This is a genomic window from Ardenticatenales bacterium, from assembly GCA_020634515.1.
GTDB lineage: Bacteria > Chloroflexota > Anaerolineae > Promineifilales > Promineifilaceae > JAGVTM01.
Genome location: JACKBL010000001.1, coordinates 292,515 through 312,256 on the forward strand (window position 1 = coordinate 292,515; position 19,742 = coordinate 312,256).

The following is a 19,742-nucleotide window of genomic DNA, read 5'->3' on the forward strand; positions in this document are numbered from 1 at the left end:
CTAAATATTGAGAATGGCTGCATTTTTCGACGCCAGTTTGACACATAACGACGCTTTGTCTATCATATAGCCTCGTCTCAATCGTTTTATCGCGGTAGAGACAGCCAATGTCTGGTCATAAGCCAGACATTTGCAAGCCATTAGTGAACCTCGGGCGTCCAACTGCCAGATTGGCGATTCCACACCTTACTGGAGCATCGGCGCGCCCAAATTGGGAAGATCAATACAACTGAATGACACGCCTTATCTTCTACTGAAAGATCGGGCGAGGTAGGGCTATATGGCTCCATTGTTGTCTCCTTTGGCGGCGCCAACTCTGCTTGACCTGGCTCGTTGGCGGGTGGAACGGCATCCCCAGCAGCGGCTCTATACCTTTTTGGAGGATGGCGAGAGTAAGGAAAGACACATGACATATGCCCAACTGGACGAGCAGGCGCGCGTTGTAGCCGCGTGGCTGCAACGTTTAGGGTTGGCCGGCAAGTGTGCGCTCTTGCTTTATCCGCCCCAGTTGGAGTACATAACGGCCTGGTTTGGATGTGTTTACGCCGGTGTTGTCGCCGTGCCGGCATATCCTCCCCAATCCCCGCGTCTCTTGCCCCGTTTGCAAGCCATCATCGCTGACGCCCAGATTGAAGTCATTCTAACGACATCGCCGGTTAAAATGCTTGCCGACCTATGGATCGGCCAGAATCCGGAATGGCAGCGCATTCCCTGGCTCACGACCGACAATCTGCCCGCGGATCTCGCTGCCGCCGACTGGCAAGAGCCGTCTATCAGCGGCGACACCCTGGCTTTCCTCCAATACACTTCTGGCTCCACCGCTGCCCCCAAAGGCGTGATGCTCAATCATGCCAATCTGCTGCACAATCTCGCCCACATTTATCGTTGTTTTGATCAGAATGAGGAGAGCGTGGGCGTTATCTGGCTGCCGCCCTACCATGACATGGGCTTGATCGGGGGCATTCTCGAACCTTTTTATGGCGGCTTTCCCGTTGTCCTTATGTCGCCTCTCGATTTTCTGCGGCGACCTTTTCGCTGGGTGCAGGCCATTTCTCGTTATCAGGCCACCACCAGCGGCGGTCCCAATTTCGCCTATGATCTCTGCGCCCGCAAAGTAACGCCCGAACAGGTGGACAGCCTGGACTTAAGCTGCTGGCGGGTGGCCTTCAATGGCGCGGAGCCGGTGCGCGCGGAAACGCACCATCGCTTTGCCGAAAAATTCGCGGCGGCGGGGTTCCGCTCACGCGCTTTTTACCCCTGTTACGGATTGGCGGAAGCCACACTTATTGTCTCTGGCGGCGATGCCGCCTCCCCTCCCGTCACGCATTCTATTGATCTGCCGGCATTGCGGCAGCGCCGGGCGATCCCCATTTCCAGCAAGGATGCTGACCACGCTTACCTGCTAGTGGGCAACGGACAAACCCTGACCGATCAGCAAATTGTCATTGCCAATCCACACACCAGGCAGCGTTGCCTGCCTGAGGAAGTGGGTGAGATTTGGGTGTCTGGCCCCAGCGTGGCGCAAGGGTATTGGCATCAGCCGGAGAAAACAACTGAGACGTTCCGCGCTTTTTTGGCGGATACAGGCGAGGGACCGTTTCTACGCACTGGCGACCTGGGGTTTCTATATGCGGGGGAACTGTTTGTCACCGGGCGGTTAAAGGACTTGATTATTGTGCGCGGGCGTAATCATTACCCGCAGGATATTGAATCCTCAGTAGAGGACAGCCACCCTGCTTTGCGACCCGGCTGCAGCGCGGCGTTTGCCGTTGACCACGATGGGGACGAACAGGTAGTCGTGGTGCAGGAAGTCAATCACCAGGAAAGTATGGACCTGGCGGCGCTGGCGCGGATCATCCGCCAGGCAGTGGCGGTAAAGCATGAGCTACAATTGCACGCCGTGGTGCTGTTAGAACCACGCACGATTCCTAAGACTTCCAGTGGCAAGGTTCAGCGCCATTTGTGCCGGCAAAAATTTCTGGACCATAAGCTCAAACACCTCTACCTGGATGTCCTGGAAACGACCGCCATCCAGGACGGCGCGTCCGGAGCGCCTACCGGCCACAGCAACATCCGCGCCGTCCTCCTGTCAGCAGCCACACCCGCCGACCAGAGCGCACTGCTGACCACCTATTTGCGGGAACAAGCCAGCAACCTGCTACATTTGCCCACGGCCGCCTTAACGCCCGATGCCCCATTGAATGCCTTGGGCATTGATTCCTTGACCTCCGTGGCGTTCAAAAATGTTCTGGAAACCGACCTGGGCGTAACGCTCTCTCTTACCCGTTTCCTGGAAGGAGCTACGCTGACCGATCTGGCGCAAGAGATACAGCAACACCGGGCAGGTGACGTAGCCGCCGCTCTGCTCACGCCGCCCCCACTGTCGCCCGCGCCGCGTGTCCAGACCATGCCCCTGTCCTTCTCGCAGCAGCGGTTGTGGTTCATGGATCGGCTGGAGCCGGGCAACCCTGCCTACAACATCCCCGTGGCCGTCGCTCTGCGGGGGCGCATCCAGGTGGAGTCCCTGCGGCGTAGCCTGGAGGCCATCGTGACGCGACACGAATCGCTGCGTACGACCTTTCCCACAATTCAGGGGGAACCTGCCCAGGTGATTGGACCGCCAGAACCCTTTACGCTGCCCGTGCGTGAAGTCCCGGCGACGATGGCGGTTGATCCTGTCTACGAGTTAGCCCAGGCCGAAGCACAAAAGCCTTTTGATATCACCCGCGACTGTCTGCTGCGGGCGCAACTGCTGCGCCGCGCTGCTGACGATCACGTGCTGTTGCTCACCATGCACCATATTGCCGCGGATGGTTGGTCAATGGGTATCTTCCTGCGCGAACTGGTGGCCTTGTACACGGCTTATTGCCGCGACGCCTCCCCGACTTTACCCCCGCTGCCGCTGCAATACGCTGATTACGCTTACTGGCAGCGGCGCTGGCTGCAAGATGACGTGTTGGCGGCATTGGTTGCTTACTGGCGCGAGCAGTTGGCGGGCGTGCCGCCGCTGCTGGCGCTGCCCACGGACAAACCGCGCCCGTCCACGCCGACATTTCGCGGCCGGATACATACTACCCTCATCCCTCAGGAAACGCTGCGTCAGATCCGGTCCCTGGAGCGACAGACCGGCGCGACGCTGTACATGGTGCTGCTGGCTGCTCTGCAACTTCTGTTGCATCATTTTGCTGAGGTGGACGACGTTGTGGTGGGCACGGATGTTGCCAACCGTCACTGGCATAAGACGGCAGATGTGATTGGGCTGTTTGTTAACCAGTTGGTGCTGCGTACAGACCTGTCCGGTAATCCCACATTTGCGGAATTGGTGCAGCGCGTTCGCGAAACAGCTCTAGGCGCGTACAAACATCAGGATATGCCTTTTGATAAGCTGGTGGAAATTCTGAAACCGGAACGGAACGCAGGTTACAACCCGTTGTTTCAGGTGATGTTCGTGCTGGAAAACGCGCCAATGCCGGCATTAGCCCTACCAGATTTGCAGCTAAATGTAATCGAGGTAGATGGCGGCACGGCCCCGTTTGACATTTCCTTATTGTTAACGCACGAGGAGAATCACTTAAAAGCGACCTGGCGATATAAGGTTGATCTCTTCCAGCGGAACACGATTCAGCAGCTTGCCGATATGTATCTGCTTATTTGCACGTCCGCTGCCGGCAATCCCCACATCACCCTTGACGAAATTCGCCGCCAATTGCGCCAATACCAGCGTCGCCGCCAGCGGGAGACAGCCGGCTTGCTCAAAGACGCCCAACGCGCGCGCTTCAGCCAACTGGCGCGGCGGCGCCCAGACGGTCAGGATTGATTTGTCACCCAGCACCCGAATCTTCACGAATTTTCTACCACTTGCCGCTCACCATTATTCTTGAAGGAGACAATCTGGCTCATGCTGAAGAAACCGCAAAATTCTATTCGCAAACTACCTGCCATCCAGCGACAGGTTTTGGACGTGTCCACACTCGATCTGGTCACCACGGGACGCCTGCACGCCGAGCAGCCACTGCCCTTGCTTGTTCAACCCACCATGGAAGGCATTAACCTGAACGCCTGGGCGGAGACAAACCGCGCCTGGATCGAAACAGAACTGGGGCGGCATGGGGGCATCCTTTTTCGTGGTTTCGACGTGCCAGAGGTCACTGCCTTTGAGCAGTTCATTGACGCCATTTCTGATGGAGCGCTGCGCTATCAAGAACGCTCCTCACCCCGCAGCCAGGTCAGCGGCAACATTTACACATCCACCGACCATCCCCCTAGCGAATCCATTTTTCTGCACAACGAGCAGTCCTATAACCTGACCTTCCCCTTACGAATCCTTTTCTACTGCGTCACCGCCGCTCAGAAAGGGGGGGAAACACCCATTGCCAGTAGCCGTAACATGTATCAGCGGATTCCCCAAGACATCCGGCGGAAGTTCGCGGACAAAGGTTATATGTACGTCCGCAACTTTGGCAGCGGCTTTGGCCTCTCCTGGCAAGAAACTTTCCAGACCACGGACAAAGCCGTGGTGGAAACGTATTGCCGGGCCAACGACATCACTTTTGAATGGCACGAGGGAGACCGGCTGCGCACCCGGCAGGTACGCCGCGCCATCATTCGCCACCCGCGGACGGGCGACATGGTCTGGTTTAATCACGCCACATTCTTTCATGTTTCCACGTTGCGCCCTGACGTGCAGCAGATGCTGTTTCGGGTTTTCCGCGAGGAAGAACTGCCCAATAACACGTATTATGGAGACGGTTCGCCTATTGAACCGGATGTGCTGGATATGCTGCGCCATTTATACGATGAAGAAACAGTTTCATTCCCCTGGCAAAAAGGCGATATTTTGCTGCTAGACAACGTACTCACCGCCCATGGGCGCAGTCCGTTTGTGGGACCACGCAAAATCGTGGTGGGGATGGCTGAACCATACAAATGGGCTGATGCCTCATAGTCGCTGATAGCTGCCTGAAAGGACATGGCCTGAAATCACGGCCTGCTCCTCCCATCGTCATAAATCTTCACGGCAACGAAGAAGCGCAAAAGTCGCCCTATGCGGCTGTCCCTGGCAAGCGTCTGATTCAGATACTTGCGGGTTCCGCGCCGGCCAATACCCATCTCTACACGAGGTAATTATGCTGTCACCAACTACACAAGGGTTTCGTCTTTCGCCGCAACAAAAGCAGATATGGCTGTGGCAGGAAGAGACCGAATCGATTTTTGGAGCTGCCTGCCTGGCGACATTGACCGGGAAGTTGGATGCAACCGCGCTCCGTCTGGCCCTGGCCGACCTGGTCGCTGAATTTGAAATCCTCCGCACCACCTTTCCTGTGCCGCCTGGTCTCGCGCAGCCACTACAATCGGTGGCTGCTGCCGCTTCTCCGGCCTGGCAGGAAGTTGATCTCACCGATTTGCCGGCAGCCGCGCAAGAGGAAGCGATCCGTCTCCACCTGGATGCGCCCTTGATAGTGGATTGGGCCGCCGGGCCGCTGCTGCAAGCGACGCTGTTTTGTTCGGGAGAGGAGGAATACGCACTGGCATTAAAGCTGCCGGCGCTTCTGGCTGATACCGTCAGCCTGCGCAACATGCTCACCTATTTGGGGCACAACTACGAGCGCCGCCGCACTGGCCAGCCGCCCACTGCCGCCGCCTTCCAATACGCCGACGTTGCCGCCATTTTCAATGACCTGCTGGCCTCGGATGACACCGCCAGTGGCCGCGCCTATTGGGAAAAACAAACCATTCCCCAGCATCGCCTGCCCTTTATGGCCGCTGTCGTAGCTGCCGGTCCGTTTGCCCCGCGGGCGCATACCTGGACTATTCCCGTCGAATTGACCCGCCATCTGGAGCAAATCGCCGCTGACCATGACACGTTGCTCCCCGTCGTTCTCCTGACTGCCTGGCAGCTTTTGCTGGCGCGGTTGAGTGGGGTATGGGAAATGGCCGTGGGGACGGCCTACGATGGCCGCGGCTATGAGGGGTTAGGCGAAGCGCTAGGGCTGTTTGAGCGTTATCTGCCCTTAACCACCACCTGGACGCCGGAAACGCCCTTCGCCGGGCTACTGGCTCTAACCAATGAGCGCGTCATCGAAGCCTTTGATTGGCAGGATTACGCTGACCTGTCGCCGCTGCCTTACCAGTTTGCCTGGGAAGAAGGTGCCACGGTGGAGACATATGCCGGCATAACCTTCACCCCACGCACATTTGCCAGCCAGGTCAGCCACTTCCAACTCAAACTGATCGCCCGGCCAGAGCACAACCCGCCGCAGGGCGGTGACACACTCCAATTCACTCTGTGGCTTGACCCCAAAACCATCAATACCGCCTATGCCGCGCTCCTGGCGGATCAGGTGACCACCCTGCTGCAAGGCATCGCCGCCAACCCGGCTGCCGTTGTCTCCCGGCTACCGCTGCTCAGCCCCGCCGAACGACAGCGGCTGGTCGTAGCGTTCAACGATACAACCCGGCCTCGTGCCAACGACACCTTTCTGGACCTGTTTGCCCATCAGGTGCGACGGCAGCCGGACGCGCCCGCCGTGCGTTACCTGGAGCAAACGCTGACATATGCCGAATTGGACGCGCGCGCCAACCAATTGGCCCACTACCTGCAATCATTGGGTGTGCGCCCCGACAGTTGCGTTGGCCCGACAGTTGTTGGCCCGACAGTTGTCGGCCCGACAGTTGTCGGCCTTTGCCTGCTGCGCTCGTTGGACCTGATAGTTGGCATCGTCGGGATTTTGAAAGCGGGCGGCGCATTTTTGCCCCTGGACCCCATATACCCCCCGGAGCGCACCGCCTTTATCCTGTCTCAGGCGCAGGCGGAGATCGTTGTCACGCAAGCAAAACTGGCGGCGGTGCTGGCGGACGCCGCCGCGACGGGCATCATGCCGGCATCTTGCCAGATTGTCTCCCTGGACGCTCACCAGGAAAAACTCTCCCAGCTTCCCGTAACCGATCCAGAAACCCTTATCACCCCTCGGGACCTGGCTTACGTCCTCTACACATCCGGCTCCACGGGGCGGCCCAAAGGCGCCATGATCTGTCATGCTTCCCTGGCAAACCTGGCAGCCGCCCTCGACGAAGCCATCTACAAGCCCTATACGCGGCACTTAGGCGACAGACCCCTACGTGTCAGCCTCAACGCCCCCTTCGTCTTTGACGGTTCCGTCAAACAGTGGGTGCAACTGGCCAATGGACACACCATCTGCATCATTCCTGAAGAAGCGCGCATCAATCCGCCCCGCTTTCTTCAACTCATGAACACCTACCAACTGGATGTTCTGGACACCACCCCTTCCCTGCTGAAGCAACTCCTCTCCGCCGGCTTGCTCACGCAAACAGCCCCTGCCCTCGTCCTCATTGGGGGCGAGGCCATTGACGACCAAACCTGGATACAACTTGCCGGCAGCGAACAAATCCGGTTTGTGAACGTCTACGGCCCCACCGAAGCCACTGTCAACGCGACCGCCTGCGCTGTGCGCGACGTCCCTGACCATCCGGCACTAGGCCGCCCCCTGGCCAACGTTCAGGTCTACCTCCTTGATGAGACCATGCAGCCGGTACCAACCGGCGCCATTGGCGAAATCTACATCGGCGGCGCTGGCGTTGCCCGTGGTTATCTGGCACAGCCCAAACTGACGGCGCAGCGATTTGTTCCCAACCCATTCCACCCCGATCCGCGGGACCGTCTGTACCGCACCGGCGATTTGGGACAATGGGACGCGGCCGGGCATTTGCTCTATATGGGACGGACCGACCATCAGGTCAAACTGCACGGCGTGCGTATTGAAATGGGCGAGATTGAATCCACCCTGCGCCGCCACCCCCAGGTGCGCGATGCCCTGGCCTTGTTGCACACTACCGGGTCAGATGATTATCTGGTCGCTTACGTCGTCGCTGATAGCGACGCTCACAGCAACGACGACGCCGAACTCACCCAGGAACTGCGCCAGTTCTTGCGCCGCAGCCTGCCTGAATACATGCTGCCGCGCTACATCTTGCGCCTGCCGCATATCCCCCTCACGCCAACCGGCAAGGTAGATCGCCAGGCATTGCCCGCGCCCCACACCCACTCCGTCGCCGCCGCCGTCTACGTGGCTCCTCGCAACGATGTGGAACGCACCATCATTGAAATCTGGCAAGACGTCCTTGGCGTGGACAAGATAGGCATCAACGACAACTTCTTTGACCTGGGTGGACATTCGCTGCTGCTGGTCAATGTGTACGACAAACTGCAAGCCGCTTTTCAAAAATCATTTCCGCTGGTGGAAATGTACCGCTACGCCACAGTGCTGGCTCTGACCACCTACCTCTCCGGCAGCGACACTGATGACGGACACGGCAGCCAGGTGCAGGACCGCGCCAGCCGCCAAAAAGAGGCGCTGCGGCGGCAGCAACAGTTGGCGCAAAAACGAACACAGCGAGGGCGGTGAGAAATCACTGTAAAAAGAAAGACACATGGATAAATTGGTTATTCCCGATCCCACCACAGCCATTGCCATTGTCGGCATGGCCGGACGTTTCCCGCGGGCGGCGAACATTGCTGAATTCTGGCGCAATCTATACGATGGCCAGGAGTGCGTCACCTTTTTCAGCGATGATGAGCTGGAACATGCGCTCATTGACCCTGAGGAACGTCAGGCTGCTCACTATGTCCGCGCTAAAGCCATCCTCAAGGATATTGACCGATTTGACGCCGCCTTCTTTGATTTTTCACCGCGTGAAGCGGCCCTTACTGACCCGCAACACCGCCTTTTCTTGGAGTGCGCCTGGGAGGCATTGGAAAATGCGGGCTATGTGCCCGACGAATTCCCCGGCGCCATCGGCGTCTTTGCCGGCGCCGGAGCCAATGCGTATCTGATGTACAACCTGGCTGCCAACGGTTATTTGCAGGGATCCATCAAGACCTTCCAGGCCTTCATCCACAACAAGAATGACCATCTGGCGACTCGCGTGGCTTACAAGCTCAATCTACATGGCCCGGCCGTGAATGTGCAGACAGCCTGCTCCACGTCCCTGGTGGCCGTACATCTGGCCTGCCAGAGTTTACTCACCTACCAGTCGGATATGTGCCTGGCTGGCGGTGTGACCATCAGCCATCCACAAAACGCGGGCTACCTCTATCACGAGCAGGGCATTGGTTCGCCGGATGGTCATTGCCGTCCATTTGATGCCGCGGCTCAGGGGACCGTTGCCGGCAGCGGCGCCGGCATTGTCGTCCTCAAACGGTATATAGACGCCCTGGAAGCCGGCGATCACATTTATGCCGTCATTCTTGGTTCCGCCATTAACAACGATGGCCACATCAAAGTGGGCTATACCGCTCCCAGCGTAGACTATCAGGCCCAGGTCATCGAAACCGCCATCGCCCTCTCCGGGATCACGGCGGACACCATCGGCTATGTCGAGGCCCACGGAACCGCCACCCCCATGGGCGATCCTATCGAAGTGGCCGCTCTCTCCCGCGCTTTTGAGGCTGCCGGCAGCGGCGACCAAAAACAATTTTGCGCTCTAGGCGGCGTTAAGGGTAACGTCGGCCACCTGGACACGGCTGCCGGCGTCGCCGGTCTGATCAAGACCTCCCTCAGCCTGGAGCGGCAGACGCTGCTCCCCAGCCTCCACTTCCAACAGCCGAACCCCCTCATCCGCTTTGCCGAAACGCCCTTTTTCGTTAACGCGGAACGACGCGCCTGGAACACGCCAGCGGATACGCCCCGACGCGCTGGCGTCAGCGCCTTTGGTCTGGGGGGAACCAATGCCCATGTGGTGTTGCAGGAAGCGCCCCCACGCCCACCCTCCGATACCGGTCTTCCCTGGAAACTGCTGCTCCTCTCGGCGCAGTCGGAGACCGCTCTGGAACGGGCCACCGCCAACCTGACGGCGTATTTGCAGCAAAATCCCCAGGTCAATCTGGCGGATGTGGCCTATACCTTGCAGGTGGGGCGCAAGGCCTTCACCCACCGCCGCATGGTGGCGGTGCAGAGCGCCGCCGACGCTATCGACATGCTGCGGACACTGGCCCCCGACCGCGTGTTTTCTCATGTGCAGGAACCAGAACAACGCCGCGTCACCTTTATGTTTCCCGGCCAGGGCGCGCAGCACATCCAGATGGGGCGCGAACTGTATGAAAACGCCTCAATGAGCGTTTTCCGCCAGGTCGTGGATGAATGCCTGGCCCTGCTCCGTCCCCTGCTAGACGTCGATTTAGGCGCGCTTCTTTATCCGTCTCCGGAAGCGGAAGAATGGGCCAGCGAGGCACTGCTACAGACCCAATACGCCCAACCTGCCCTCTTCGTTATTGAATATGCGCTGGCCCGCCTCTGGCAATCTTGGGGGTTACAGCCGCAAGCAATGGTCGGACACAGCATTGGCGAATACGTTGCCGCCTGCCTGGCTGGCGTCATGTCCCTGCCAGACGCGCTGAAACTGGTCGCTTTGCGCGGTCGCCTGATTCAATCGCTGTCGCCGGGCAGCATGTTGTCCGTACCCCTGGCCGAAGCCGCCGTGCAACCTTATCTAAAAGATGGCCTGGACCTGGCGGCTATCAATGGACCGGCCTTATGCGTTCTTTCCGGGCCTGTGGCGCGGATAGACGCGCTAGAAGCGGCGTTGAGCGCCGAGAAGATCATCTGCCGCCGCCTGCATACGTCTCATGCTTTCCACTCACGGGCAACGGAGTCCATTCTGGATGCCTTCCGCGCCGCCGTCGGCCAGATAACGTTGCGCCCGCCGCAAATCCCATATCTGTCAAACGTTACCGGCGGCTGGATCACGTCGGACGATGCAACGGATCCCGATTACTACGCGCGCCACATTCGCCAGACGGTGCGGTTTGCCGATAACCTGACCGAACTGCTGCGCGATCCAGATGCTGTTTTGTTGGAAGTCGGACCAGGGCGCACGCTGCGTACGATTGCCCGCTGGCATCCAGATAAGCAGCCGAACCAGTTCATGTATGCCACGCTACCCCACCCCCAAGAGCCGCATCCGTCCCTACGATTTTTGCTGAACACAATCGGGCAGTTGTGGCTGGCCGGGGTGTCGGTGGATTGGGCCGCTTTGTATGCCCGGGAATGCCGGCATCGCCTCCCTCTGCCTACCTATCCCTTTGAGCGCCAACGCTGCTGGGTTGACCTGCCCCATGTCCGCGGCGGCATCTCCGAGACGATATACCAGGATTTGCTGCGGAAGAAAACAGACGTGGCCGACTGGTTTTATCTCCCGTTATGGCAAGAAGCGCCGCTGTCACCGCGTTCTGGACAGTCTTCGGCGGAAAAGGTCAACTGGCTTTTCTTCCTCCAGCGTGATGCTTTCGCCGCCGCCTGGGAGCGGCACTTGCCGCGGCAGTTGCCCGCGTCCGTGCAGCCCATTTTCGTTCGCCCCGGCTCCGCTTTTCGCGCCCTTTCCCGCACGGAATATGAAATTCGCCCGCGGCACGCCCCAGACTACGACGCCTTGCTGGCGGCGTTGGCGACGCAAGCCGCCATGCCGCACACCATCTGGCATGGCTGGAGTGTCAGTGACGAGGCCTTGTCTGATCAGGAAACGTTGCAACGGGGCCTCCACAGCTTGACGTACCTGGCTCAGGCCATTGGCCGCCGGCAGTCGGACAACCCGATCCAACTGCTGATAATCTCTAACCACATGCAAGAAGTTGTCGGTGGCGACTTGCGTTACCCGGAAAAAGCAACACTTGTAGGGCCGTGTCTGGTGATCCCCCGCGAATACAAACAGGTGCGCTGTCGTTCCATTGACATTGATTGGCCGCTGACCGCGCCCTGGCAGGCGGAGCGCCTGCTGGCACATTTGCTGCGTGAACCGGATCAGATGGATGCCGGCATTTTCACCGCCTATCGTCATGGTCGCCGCTGGGTCAAGCATTACCAACCACAATCGCTGACCACCCGCCGCGCCAGCCTGAAGGCCGACGGCATCTACCTCATCACCGGTGGTCTCGGCGGCCTGGGCCTCACCTTTGCCCATCAATTCGCCCGCCAGAAGCCGGTGCGCCTGGTCTTAACAGGGCGCTCCGCCTTTCCCCCCCGCGCCCGGTGGCCCGCCTGGCTGGCCGAGCATGACAGCACCAACCCCACCGTCCGCCAGATTCGCCAGTTACAAGAAATTGAGGCGCAGGGCAGCCAGGTGTGGATTGCCCAAGCCGACGTGACCAACGAAGCGGAAATGCGCCAGTTGCTGCGGGACGTACAGGCGGCCTGGGGATCGCCTGTGCAGGGTGTCATCCATGCTGCCGGCGTGCCGGCAGGTGGCCTGATCCAGCTCAAGACGACGGACGTGATAGAGAATGTCCTCGCCGCCAAAATGCAGGGCACGCGCGCCCTTTACAAGGCTTTGCAAGGGCAGCCCCTCGACTTCTTCGTGCTTTGTTCCTCCCTCACTTCCATCATTGGTCGTCTTGGCCAGGTGGATTACACCGCCGCCAACGCCTTCATGGATGCCTTTGCCCGCTATCAACATGCCCAGACAGGCCAGTTTATAACGTCCATTAACTGGGGCGCCTGGGATGAAGTGGGCATGGCTGTGCCCCCCGGACAACGACCGACGCCGGGTGCGTCGGCGGTGAATGGGGCTGCGTCGCCCCAGCCTTCCGCCCGCCCGATCAACCATCCCTTGCTGGAACGATGTCTGCAAGAGACAGATGCGTGGCAGTTGTTCGCCACCGACTACAGCGTAGACAAACATTGGGTGTTGGATGGGCATCGCATCTTGGGCCATCCTGTTATTCCCGGCGTCGCCTACTTTGAAATGGTGCGCGCCGCCCTGGACGTACACCCGCGGGACTATTTCGTGGAGTTTCGTGAAGCGTTGTTCCTGGCCCCGCTGCGCGTGCGCGACCGCGAGGTACGCGAGGTGCGCCTGCTCCTGGAAAAACGGGAAGGGGAATACGCCTTCTCTATCCGCGGCGATGAGGCTGGCAAGGGCGCTGCCAGCAGCAGCGAGCGTGTCTTTACCGCCGGTCGCGTGCGTTTGCGCCCTGCCGGCCCTTTACGTAAATATGACATCGCCGCTATCCGCCGGAAATGCAACGTGCGGGAATTGATTTTGCCGGCAGAAGAGCGCGAAGAAGACCTCGGTCCCCGTTGGCACAGCGTACAACGGGTGCATTTGGGCGTGAACGAAGTGCTGATTGAACTGCACATGCCGGATGCTTTCCACCGCGACTTTGAAGAAATGGTTTTTCACCCGGCGTTGCTGGATCGCGCTGCCGGCATTGCCAAAAACTTCCTGGCCCACGATGACCACTATTTACCGCTGACCTACAATAGCCTGACGATCAAAGCTCCCCTAAAGCCCAAAATCTACAGCTACGCTCGCTTCCGCGTTGAAGACAGCCCCGATAAGGAAACTATCACCTTTGATATCGTACTCATGGATGAGGAAGGGTATGGCCTGGTGGAGATTGAACGCTTCACCCAGAAGCGCGTCAACGACCCTGGCGCCGAAATCCGCGCCCTGGCGGATGTCGCCCTGGCCGACGCCGCCCCGGTGGATCCCTCCCCTGATGACGACAACGCTCGTCGGGAAATCAGCCCCGCCGAAGGCGCGGACGCCCTGGGTCGCATTCTCGGCCACGCGGTGGCCCCGCGGGTGATCGTCTCCGTACGCGACCTGGTTGCTTCCATTAAGTATACCGACGAGGTCGTGCAGGATCGGCTGCAAGAAGCGCGGCAGATAGGTGGCACGGCTGTCGCACCTGGAGGCCCTCGCCCCAATCTCAACACGCCCTTCGTCGCGCCCCACTCTGAACTGGAACAAAACATCGCCGTTGTCTGGCGGGAGATGCTGGGCATCGAAGAAATTGGCGTTAACGATAACTTCTTTGAATTAGGCGGCGACTCTCTCATCGGCATGGAACTCGTTTCCCGCCTGAGCAAACAACTAAACACCCATATCCCGGCTGTCAACCTGTTTGAAGGCCCCACCATTAGCGCCCTCAGCCGCCTGATCAGCCCGGATACGGCTGCCGACACAACATTGGACGACAGCGAAAGCCGTGGTGCCAGACGGCGCGAACGGCAGGCGGAGCGCCGCACACGCCGTGAAAGGAGTAGATAACGTGGATAAGCAATTTATAAGCCCGAATGACGTCGCCATCATCGGCATGGCCGGACGATACCCCCAGGCCCCCGATTTGGCCGCATTCTGGCAAAAGCTGGTTAACGCGGAGGAGTTCACCACCTTCTATACGGAAGAGCAACTGCGCGAAATGGGCGTAGACGAGGAACTGATCCGCAATCCTGAGTACGTCAAAGCCGGCGGCTACGTGGAAACCGTGGAAATGTTTGACGCGGCCTTCTTTGGCTACAATCCCCGCGAAGCCAGTTTTATGGACCCGCAGCATCGTCATTTCCTGGAAACTGCCTGGGAAGCATTAGAAGATGCCGGCTACGATCCCACCCGCGTGGATTTCCCCGTCGGCGTTTTCGGCGGCGCGGCCATGGATACCTACGTACTGCTGAACATTGCCTCGAACCCGCGGCTAATGACGCCTGTCAACCAGCTGCAAATCCAGATCGGCAATGATAACTCCTATCTGACCACGCGCGTTTCCTACAAGCTGAATCTGAAAGGCCCCAGCCACACCGTGCAAAGCGCCTGTTCTACCTCGCTGGTTGCCGCCCACGTCGCCTGCCAGAGTTTGTTGAACGGTGAATGTGATATGGCTCTGGCCGGCGGGGCTGCCGTCCACGCCACGGATCGTTCTGGCTACTGGCATTTCGAAGGAGGCATGGCCTCTCCCGATGGCCATTGCCGTACCTTTGACGCTCAGGGCGGTGGTCCCATTTTTAACACAGGCGTGGGCGTGATTGTCCTTAAGCGGCTGGAGGATGCCCTGGAAGACCGCGACCACATCTACGCCATCATCAAAGGTTCCGCCATCAACAACGATGGCGCCTTAAAGGTTAGCTATGCCGCCCCCAGCGTGGGGGGCCAATCAGAGGTGATTGTGGAAGCGTTGGCGAATGCCGGCATTCACCCCGAAACCATTAGCTATGTTGAAGCCCATGGCACAGCTACCCCCCTCGGCGATCCCATTGAAATGACCGCCTTAACCAGAGCCTATCGTCAGAAAACTGATAAAGCCCAATTTTGTGGCATTGGCTCCGTCAAAAGCAACCTGGGCCATCTCGATGCGGCTGCTGGCGTCACCAGCCTCTTCAAGGCCATCCTCGCCCTTCAGCACAAACAGATTCCGGCGAGCCTGCACTTCCACAGCCCCAACCCCCAGATTGACTTCGACCACAGCCCCTTCCGCGTTATCACCGAACTCACCGATTGGCCTGCCGGGCCTACGCCGCGCCGCGCTGGCGTCAGCTCCTTTGGCATTGGCGGAACCAACGCCCACGTCATTTTACAAGAATCGCCCCAGCCGCAGCCGGGCAGCGATTCTCGTCCCACGCAGTTGTTGCTGCTCTCCGCCAAAACGGCCAGCGCCCTGGATAGATTGAGCCACAATCTGGCCAACCACCTGCGCCAACACCCGGCGCTCAATCTTGCCGACGTAGCGTATACGCTGCAAGTCGGCCGTCAACCCTTTAACCACCGCCGCCTGGTGTTGGCTGCCGACGCCGACGCCGCCATTGCCGCCCTGGAGGGGGACGATCCGCAAAAAGCACGCACCGCCGTCCATCAAGGCATCACCCGTCCTGTGGCCTTCATGTTTTCCGGTCAAGGCGCGCAGTACCCACACATGGCCCAGGAGTTATATGACACGGAACCCATCTTTCGCGCGGTCGTGGACGAATGCTGTGACCTGCTACAGCCGCATTTGGGGCAGGATTTGCGTAGGGTGCTGCTGGCTTCTCCCGCCGATACGGAAGCCGCTGCCCAACTCCAACAAACCTGGCTCACCCAACCCGCTCTTTTCGTCACCGAATATGCCCTGGCGCGGTTGTGGCAGGCCTGGGGTGTAGAACCTGACGCTCTGATCGGCCACAGCATTGGCGAATACGTGGCTGCCTGCCTGGCCGGCGTCTTTTCCCTGCCCGACGCGCTGGCGCTGGTGGCAAAGCGCGGGCAGCTTATGCAATCGCTGCCTGCCGGGGCCATGCTCACCCTCCCGCTGTCGGAAACAGCCGCCCAACCATGGCTAAACGGACAGCTTTCCGTGGCCGCCGTCAACGAGAGCAGCCGCTGCGTCGTCTCCGGGCCGGAAGAAGCCATTAGCGATCTGGAACGGCGGCTGGCCGCCCAGGGCATCGAAGGTCGTCGCCTACACACTTCTCATGCTTTCCACTCGGCTATGATGGATCCCATTTTGGCTGAGTTCCGCGCCGCCGTATCCCGGACCAGCCGCCACGCGCCAGAAATCCCGTTCATTTCTAACGTCAGCGGTGGTTGGATCGGTGCGGAACAGGCCACCAGTCCTGATTACTGGGTCACCCACCTGCGCCAGGCCGTGCGCTTTGCCGACGGCGTCGCTGAACTATTGCGCGACCCAAACCGCATTTGCCTGGAAGTAGGGCCGGGGCGCACATTGTCCACCCTGGTGAACCGGCACGAGGCCAGGAGAGACAGCCACATTGTCCTCGCCTCCCTGCGTCACCCGCAAGACAACGGTTCCAATCTGGCCTTCTTGCTCCTTACCCTGGGGCAGTTGTGGCTGGCAGGCGTGAATGTGGATTGGGATGGTTTCTACAGCGACGAAGTGCGCAACCGGGTTTCATTGCCTACTTACCCATTTGAACGGCAGCGGTACTGGATTGAGCCAGGGAAACAAGCGGCAGTGGCAGAGGCGACCCCCAAGAATCAGAAGCAGCCGCTTAGCGATTGGTTCTACATTCCGTCCTGGAAACGCTCTATGCCGCTTGCGCCTGTGTCAAAAATGCCCATTGCGCCCACCACCTGGCTCCTCTTCAAAGACGATGACACCCTGGGCGACCGTCTGGCGCAGCGCCTGCGCCAACAAGGGCACACGGTTATCACGGTTGCTGCCGGCAACAGCTTCACGACCCACGACGCCCACACCTTCACCATCAACCCGGAAGCGCCTGCTGGCTATGACCAACTGCTGCAAGCCGTCATGGGGCAATCCGCGACATACGGCGGCATTCTGCACCTGTGGAGCGTCACCGCGCCTGCCACGGGCAGCGACGAACCTGGTCACGCCATAATGTTACAGCAGCGTGGCTTTTATAGCCTGATTTATCTGGCGCAGGCGCTGGGGCGGTTAGAAAACGAGACCCCGTTGACCATCCACGTCCTGTCCAACAACATGCAAGCCGTGGCTAACGACGCGATCCTGGAACCCGCCAAAGCGACTTTGCTGGGACCCTGCCAGGTCATCACCCAGGAATATGCCCCCCTCACCTGTCAGAGCATTGATATAACGTTGCCTGCCGCTGGAAGCTGGCAAGAATCTCGCCTGCTGGATCAATTGCTGGCGGAATTCCATGCTACCCCCACCCAACCAGACAATGGTCAGCCCCACATGATCGCCTTGCGTGGCGCGGACCGGTGGGTGCGCGTGTATGAACCCGCCCCACTGCCCGACTCCCCTACCCCAGACCAGCTACCCCTGCGCGATGGGGGCGTGTATCTGATTACGGGCGGACTGGGTGGCCTGGGATTAGAACTGACGCACTTCATCGCCCGCACCGTAGCCGCCAATCTGGTACTGCTCGGCCGCACGCCCCTGCCGGAACGCGAAACGTGGCCCGGTTGGTTAGCCAGCAGCGACCCGGCTCTGGCCGGAATGCGGCGCAAAATCAGCCAGATTCAAGCCCTGGAAGCGCAGGGCGCAAACGTGTTGGTGCTGGCTGCTGATGTCAGCGACCGCGCGCAAATGCAGCAGGCGATGCACACCATTCGCGCCCGCTTTGGCCGGTTGGATGGCGTCGTTCATGCCGCCGGCGTGCCGGGGGCGGGCATTGTGCAGTTGAAGACGACCGCCGCTGCTGCCGCTGTATTGGCTCCTAAATTGTACGGAACGTTGATCTTGCAGGAACTGCTGGCCGATCAATCGCTTGATTTCTTCTTGCTTTTTTCTTCCATTACGGCCATTACGGGCGGCTTTGGGCAGGTGGACTACTGCGCCGCCAATGCCTTTCTGGATGCTTTCGCCCAGGCGAACAGTGCCCTGCGCGGACAGCGCACCCTGTCTATCAATTGGGACGCCTGGCAGCAGGTGGGTATGGCTGCCAGCCCAGAACGACAGCCGTTGTCAGGCGGTAAGCTGAATGAAGATGAACTGCCGACCAATCACCCGCTGTTGGCTCGTTACCAGCCGGCGGATGAAGATGGGGCTACATTTACCACCCGCTTTACGCCGGCGCGGCATTGGGTATTGGGTGAACACCGAGTTGCCGGCATTCCCACCATCCCCGGCGCCACCTATCCCGAAGTGGCCTATGCCGCCTTCCGCCACCACACCGGTCACACTGCCGCCGAAATTGACGACCTGACCTTCCTGATGCCGTTTATGGTGGGCGCGGACGCCGGCAGAGAATTAGTCGTTACCCTGGAACCCGTGTCGGGAGATGAGCAAACATATACGCTGCGGGCAGCCAGCCAGATCAACGGCAGCGGAGGACCCCGCTGGCAAGATCACGTCACCGGGCGCGTACGCCCATTGACCGCTGCCGGCGCGCCGCGTCTGGACGTGCCGGCCATCATTGCCCGCTGCCGGCCGGTTGATCTGGCAGACATCTCCGACCGCGCCGCGGCCATGGCTGATTTTGTGGACGTAGGGCCTCGTTGGGAATGTGTGCAGGCTGTTTATGCCGGCAATCAAGAAGGTCTGGCTCATCTCCGTCTGGCCGAACCTTTCCTGACCGACCTGGAACAGATCGCCCTGCATCCGGCTTTGATGGACATTGCCACCAGCTTCGCCATCCAATCCATCGGCGAAGGCAATTACCTGCCGCTTTCTTATCAAAACGTGCGCGTCTACGCCCCGTTTACCCCCGATCTGTACTGCCTGGTGCGGCTGCCACAAAACGTGGGCGGCAGTAAGGAGACAGTGGTTATTGACGTCGTGATTGCCAATGCCGAGGGGGCGACGTTGGTGGAAATTAACGGTTTCGCCGTCAAGCGCGTGGCCGCCGAGGCCCTCAATCGCCTGGTCGAGAGTGCCGCCGCCGAAGCGACCGCCGTTGCCGACCCGCCCCCGTCGTTCCCGGCGGCCATGCGTGACCTCAGTCAGGCGATTTTGCCGGCGGAAGGCGTCGAAGCCTTCCAACGATTGTTAGCTTTTGCCTGGCTGCCCCAGGTCATCGTCAGCACCCGTGACCTGGCGGCGACCATTGCCGCAGTGAATGCCTTTGACCCGCAAAGTTTTATGGCCCGCATGGATGCCGCGCCGCGTCCCGGTCGCGCGCACAAGTACCCCCGCCCCGACTTGAGCGTGCCTTACGTGGCCCCGCGCAACGCCGCCGAAGAGCAAATCGCCATCCTGTGGCAGGATGTGCTGGGATTAGATCAGGTTGGCGTTCACGACAATTTCTTTGAATTGGGTGGCGATTCGTTGCTGGGGACGCAAATCATGGCGCGGGCTAAAGATGCCGGCATTGAACTCACCCCCAACCAGTTTTTTCAACACCAGACCGTGGCCGAAATAGCCTCTCTGCTGCAAGACCAGGTAGGCGCCGCGCCAGCCGCCGCTACGGCCTCGCCGCGCAGTATCATGGTCGAAGAACAACTCCTGTCCAATCTCGACCAACTTTCTGAAGCGGAAATGGACGCCCTGCTGGCTGGCATGTTGACAGGCGAGTAAGCGCAGCCGCATGCCTGTA

5 protein-coding genes are annotated in these 19,742 nt (G+C 59.7%); all 5 read left to right on the forward strand.

All coding sequences use genetic code 11. The annotated features are described in order from the left end of the window. Positions 1 to 280: 280 nt before the first annotated feature. The 5 genes from H6650_01170 to H6650_01190 all read left to right on the forward strand — a co-directional run bounded on the left by H6650_01170 (position 281) and on the right by H6650_01190 (position 19,723). Complete coding sequence (locus tag H6650_01170) at positions 281 to 3,817, forward strand: AMP-binding protein (GenBank protein ID MCB8950601.1); 3,537 nt, start codon at positions 281 to 283, stop codon at positions 3,815 to 3,817. Between the two features lie 81 nt (positions 3,818 to 3,898). Further along, positions 3,899 to 4,945, forward strand: a complete 1,047-nt coding sequence (locus tag H6650_01175) for a TauD/TfdA family dioxygenase (GenBank protein MCB8950602.1) — start codon at positions 3,899 to 3,901, stop codon at positions 4,943 to 4,945. Between the two features lie 181 nt (positions 4,946 to 5,126). Further along, complete coding sequence (locus H6650_01180) at positions 5,127 to 8,423, forward strand: amino acid adenylation domain-containing protein (GenBank protein ID MCB8950603.1); 3,297 nt, start codon at positions 5,127 to 5,129, stop codon at positions 8,421 to 8,423. A 25-nt stretch (positions 8,424 to 8,448) separates the two neighbouring features. Next, entirely contained in the window at positions 8,449 to 14,064 is a 5,616-nt protein-coding gene (locus tag H6650_01185; protein MCB8950604.1) for an SDR family NAD(P)-dependent oxidoreductase, read from the forward strand. Position 14,065: 1 nt separating this feature from the next. Then, positions 14,066 to 19,723 carry an SDR family NAD(P)-dependent oxidoreductase gene (locus H6650_01190; protein ID MCB8950605.1) on the forward strand — a complete coding sequence of 1,886 codons (5,658 nt, stop codon included), beginning with the start codon at positions 14,066 to 14,068 and terminating at the stop codon, positions 19,721 to 19,723. The last annotated feature ends 19 nt before the right edge of the window (positions 19,724 to 19,742 follow it).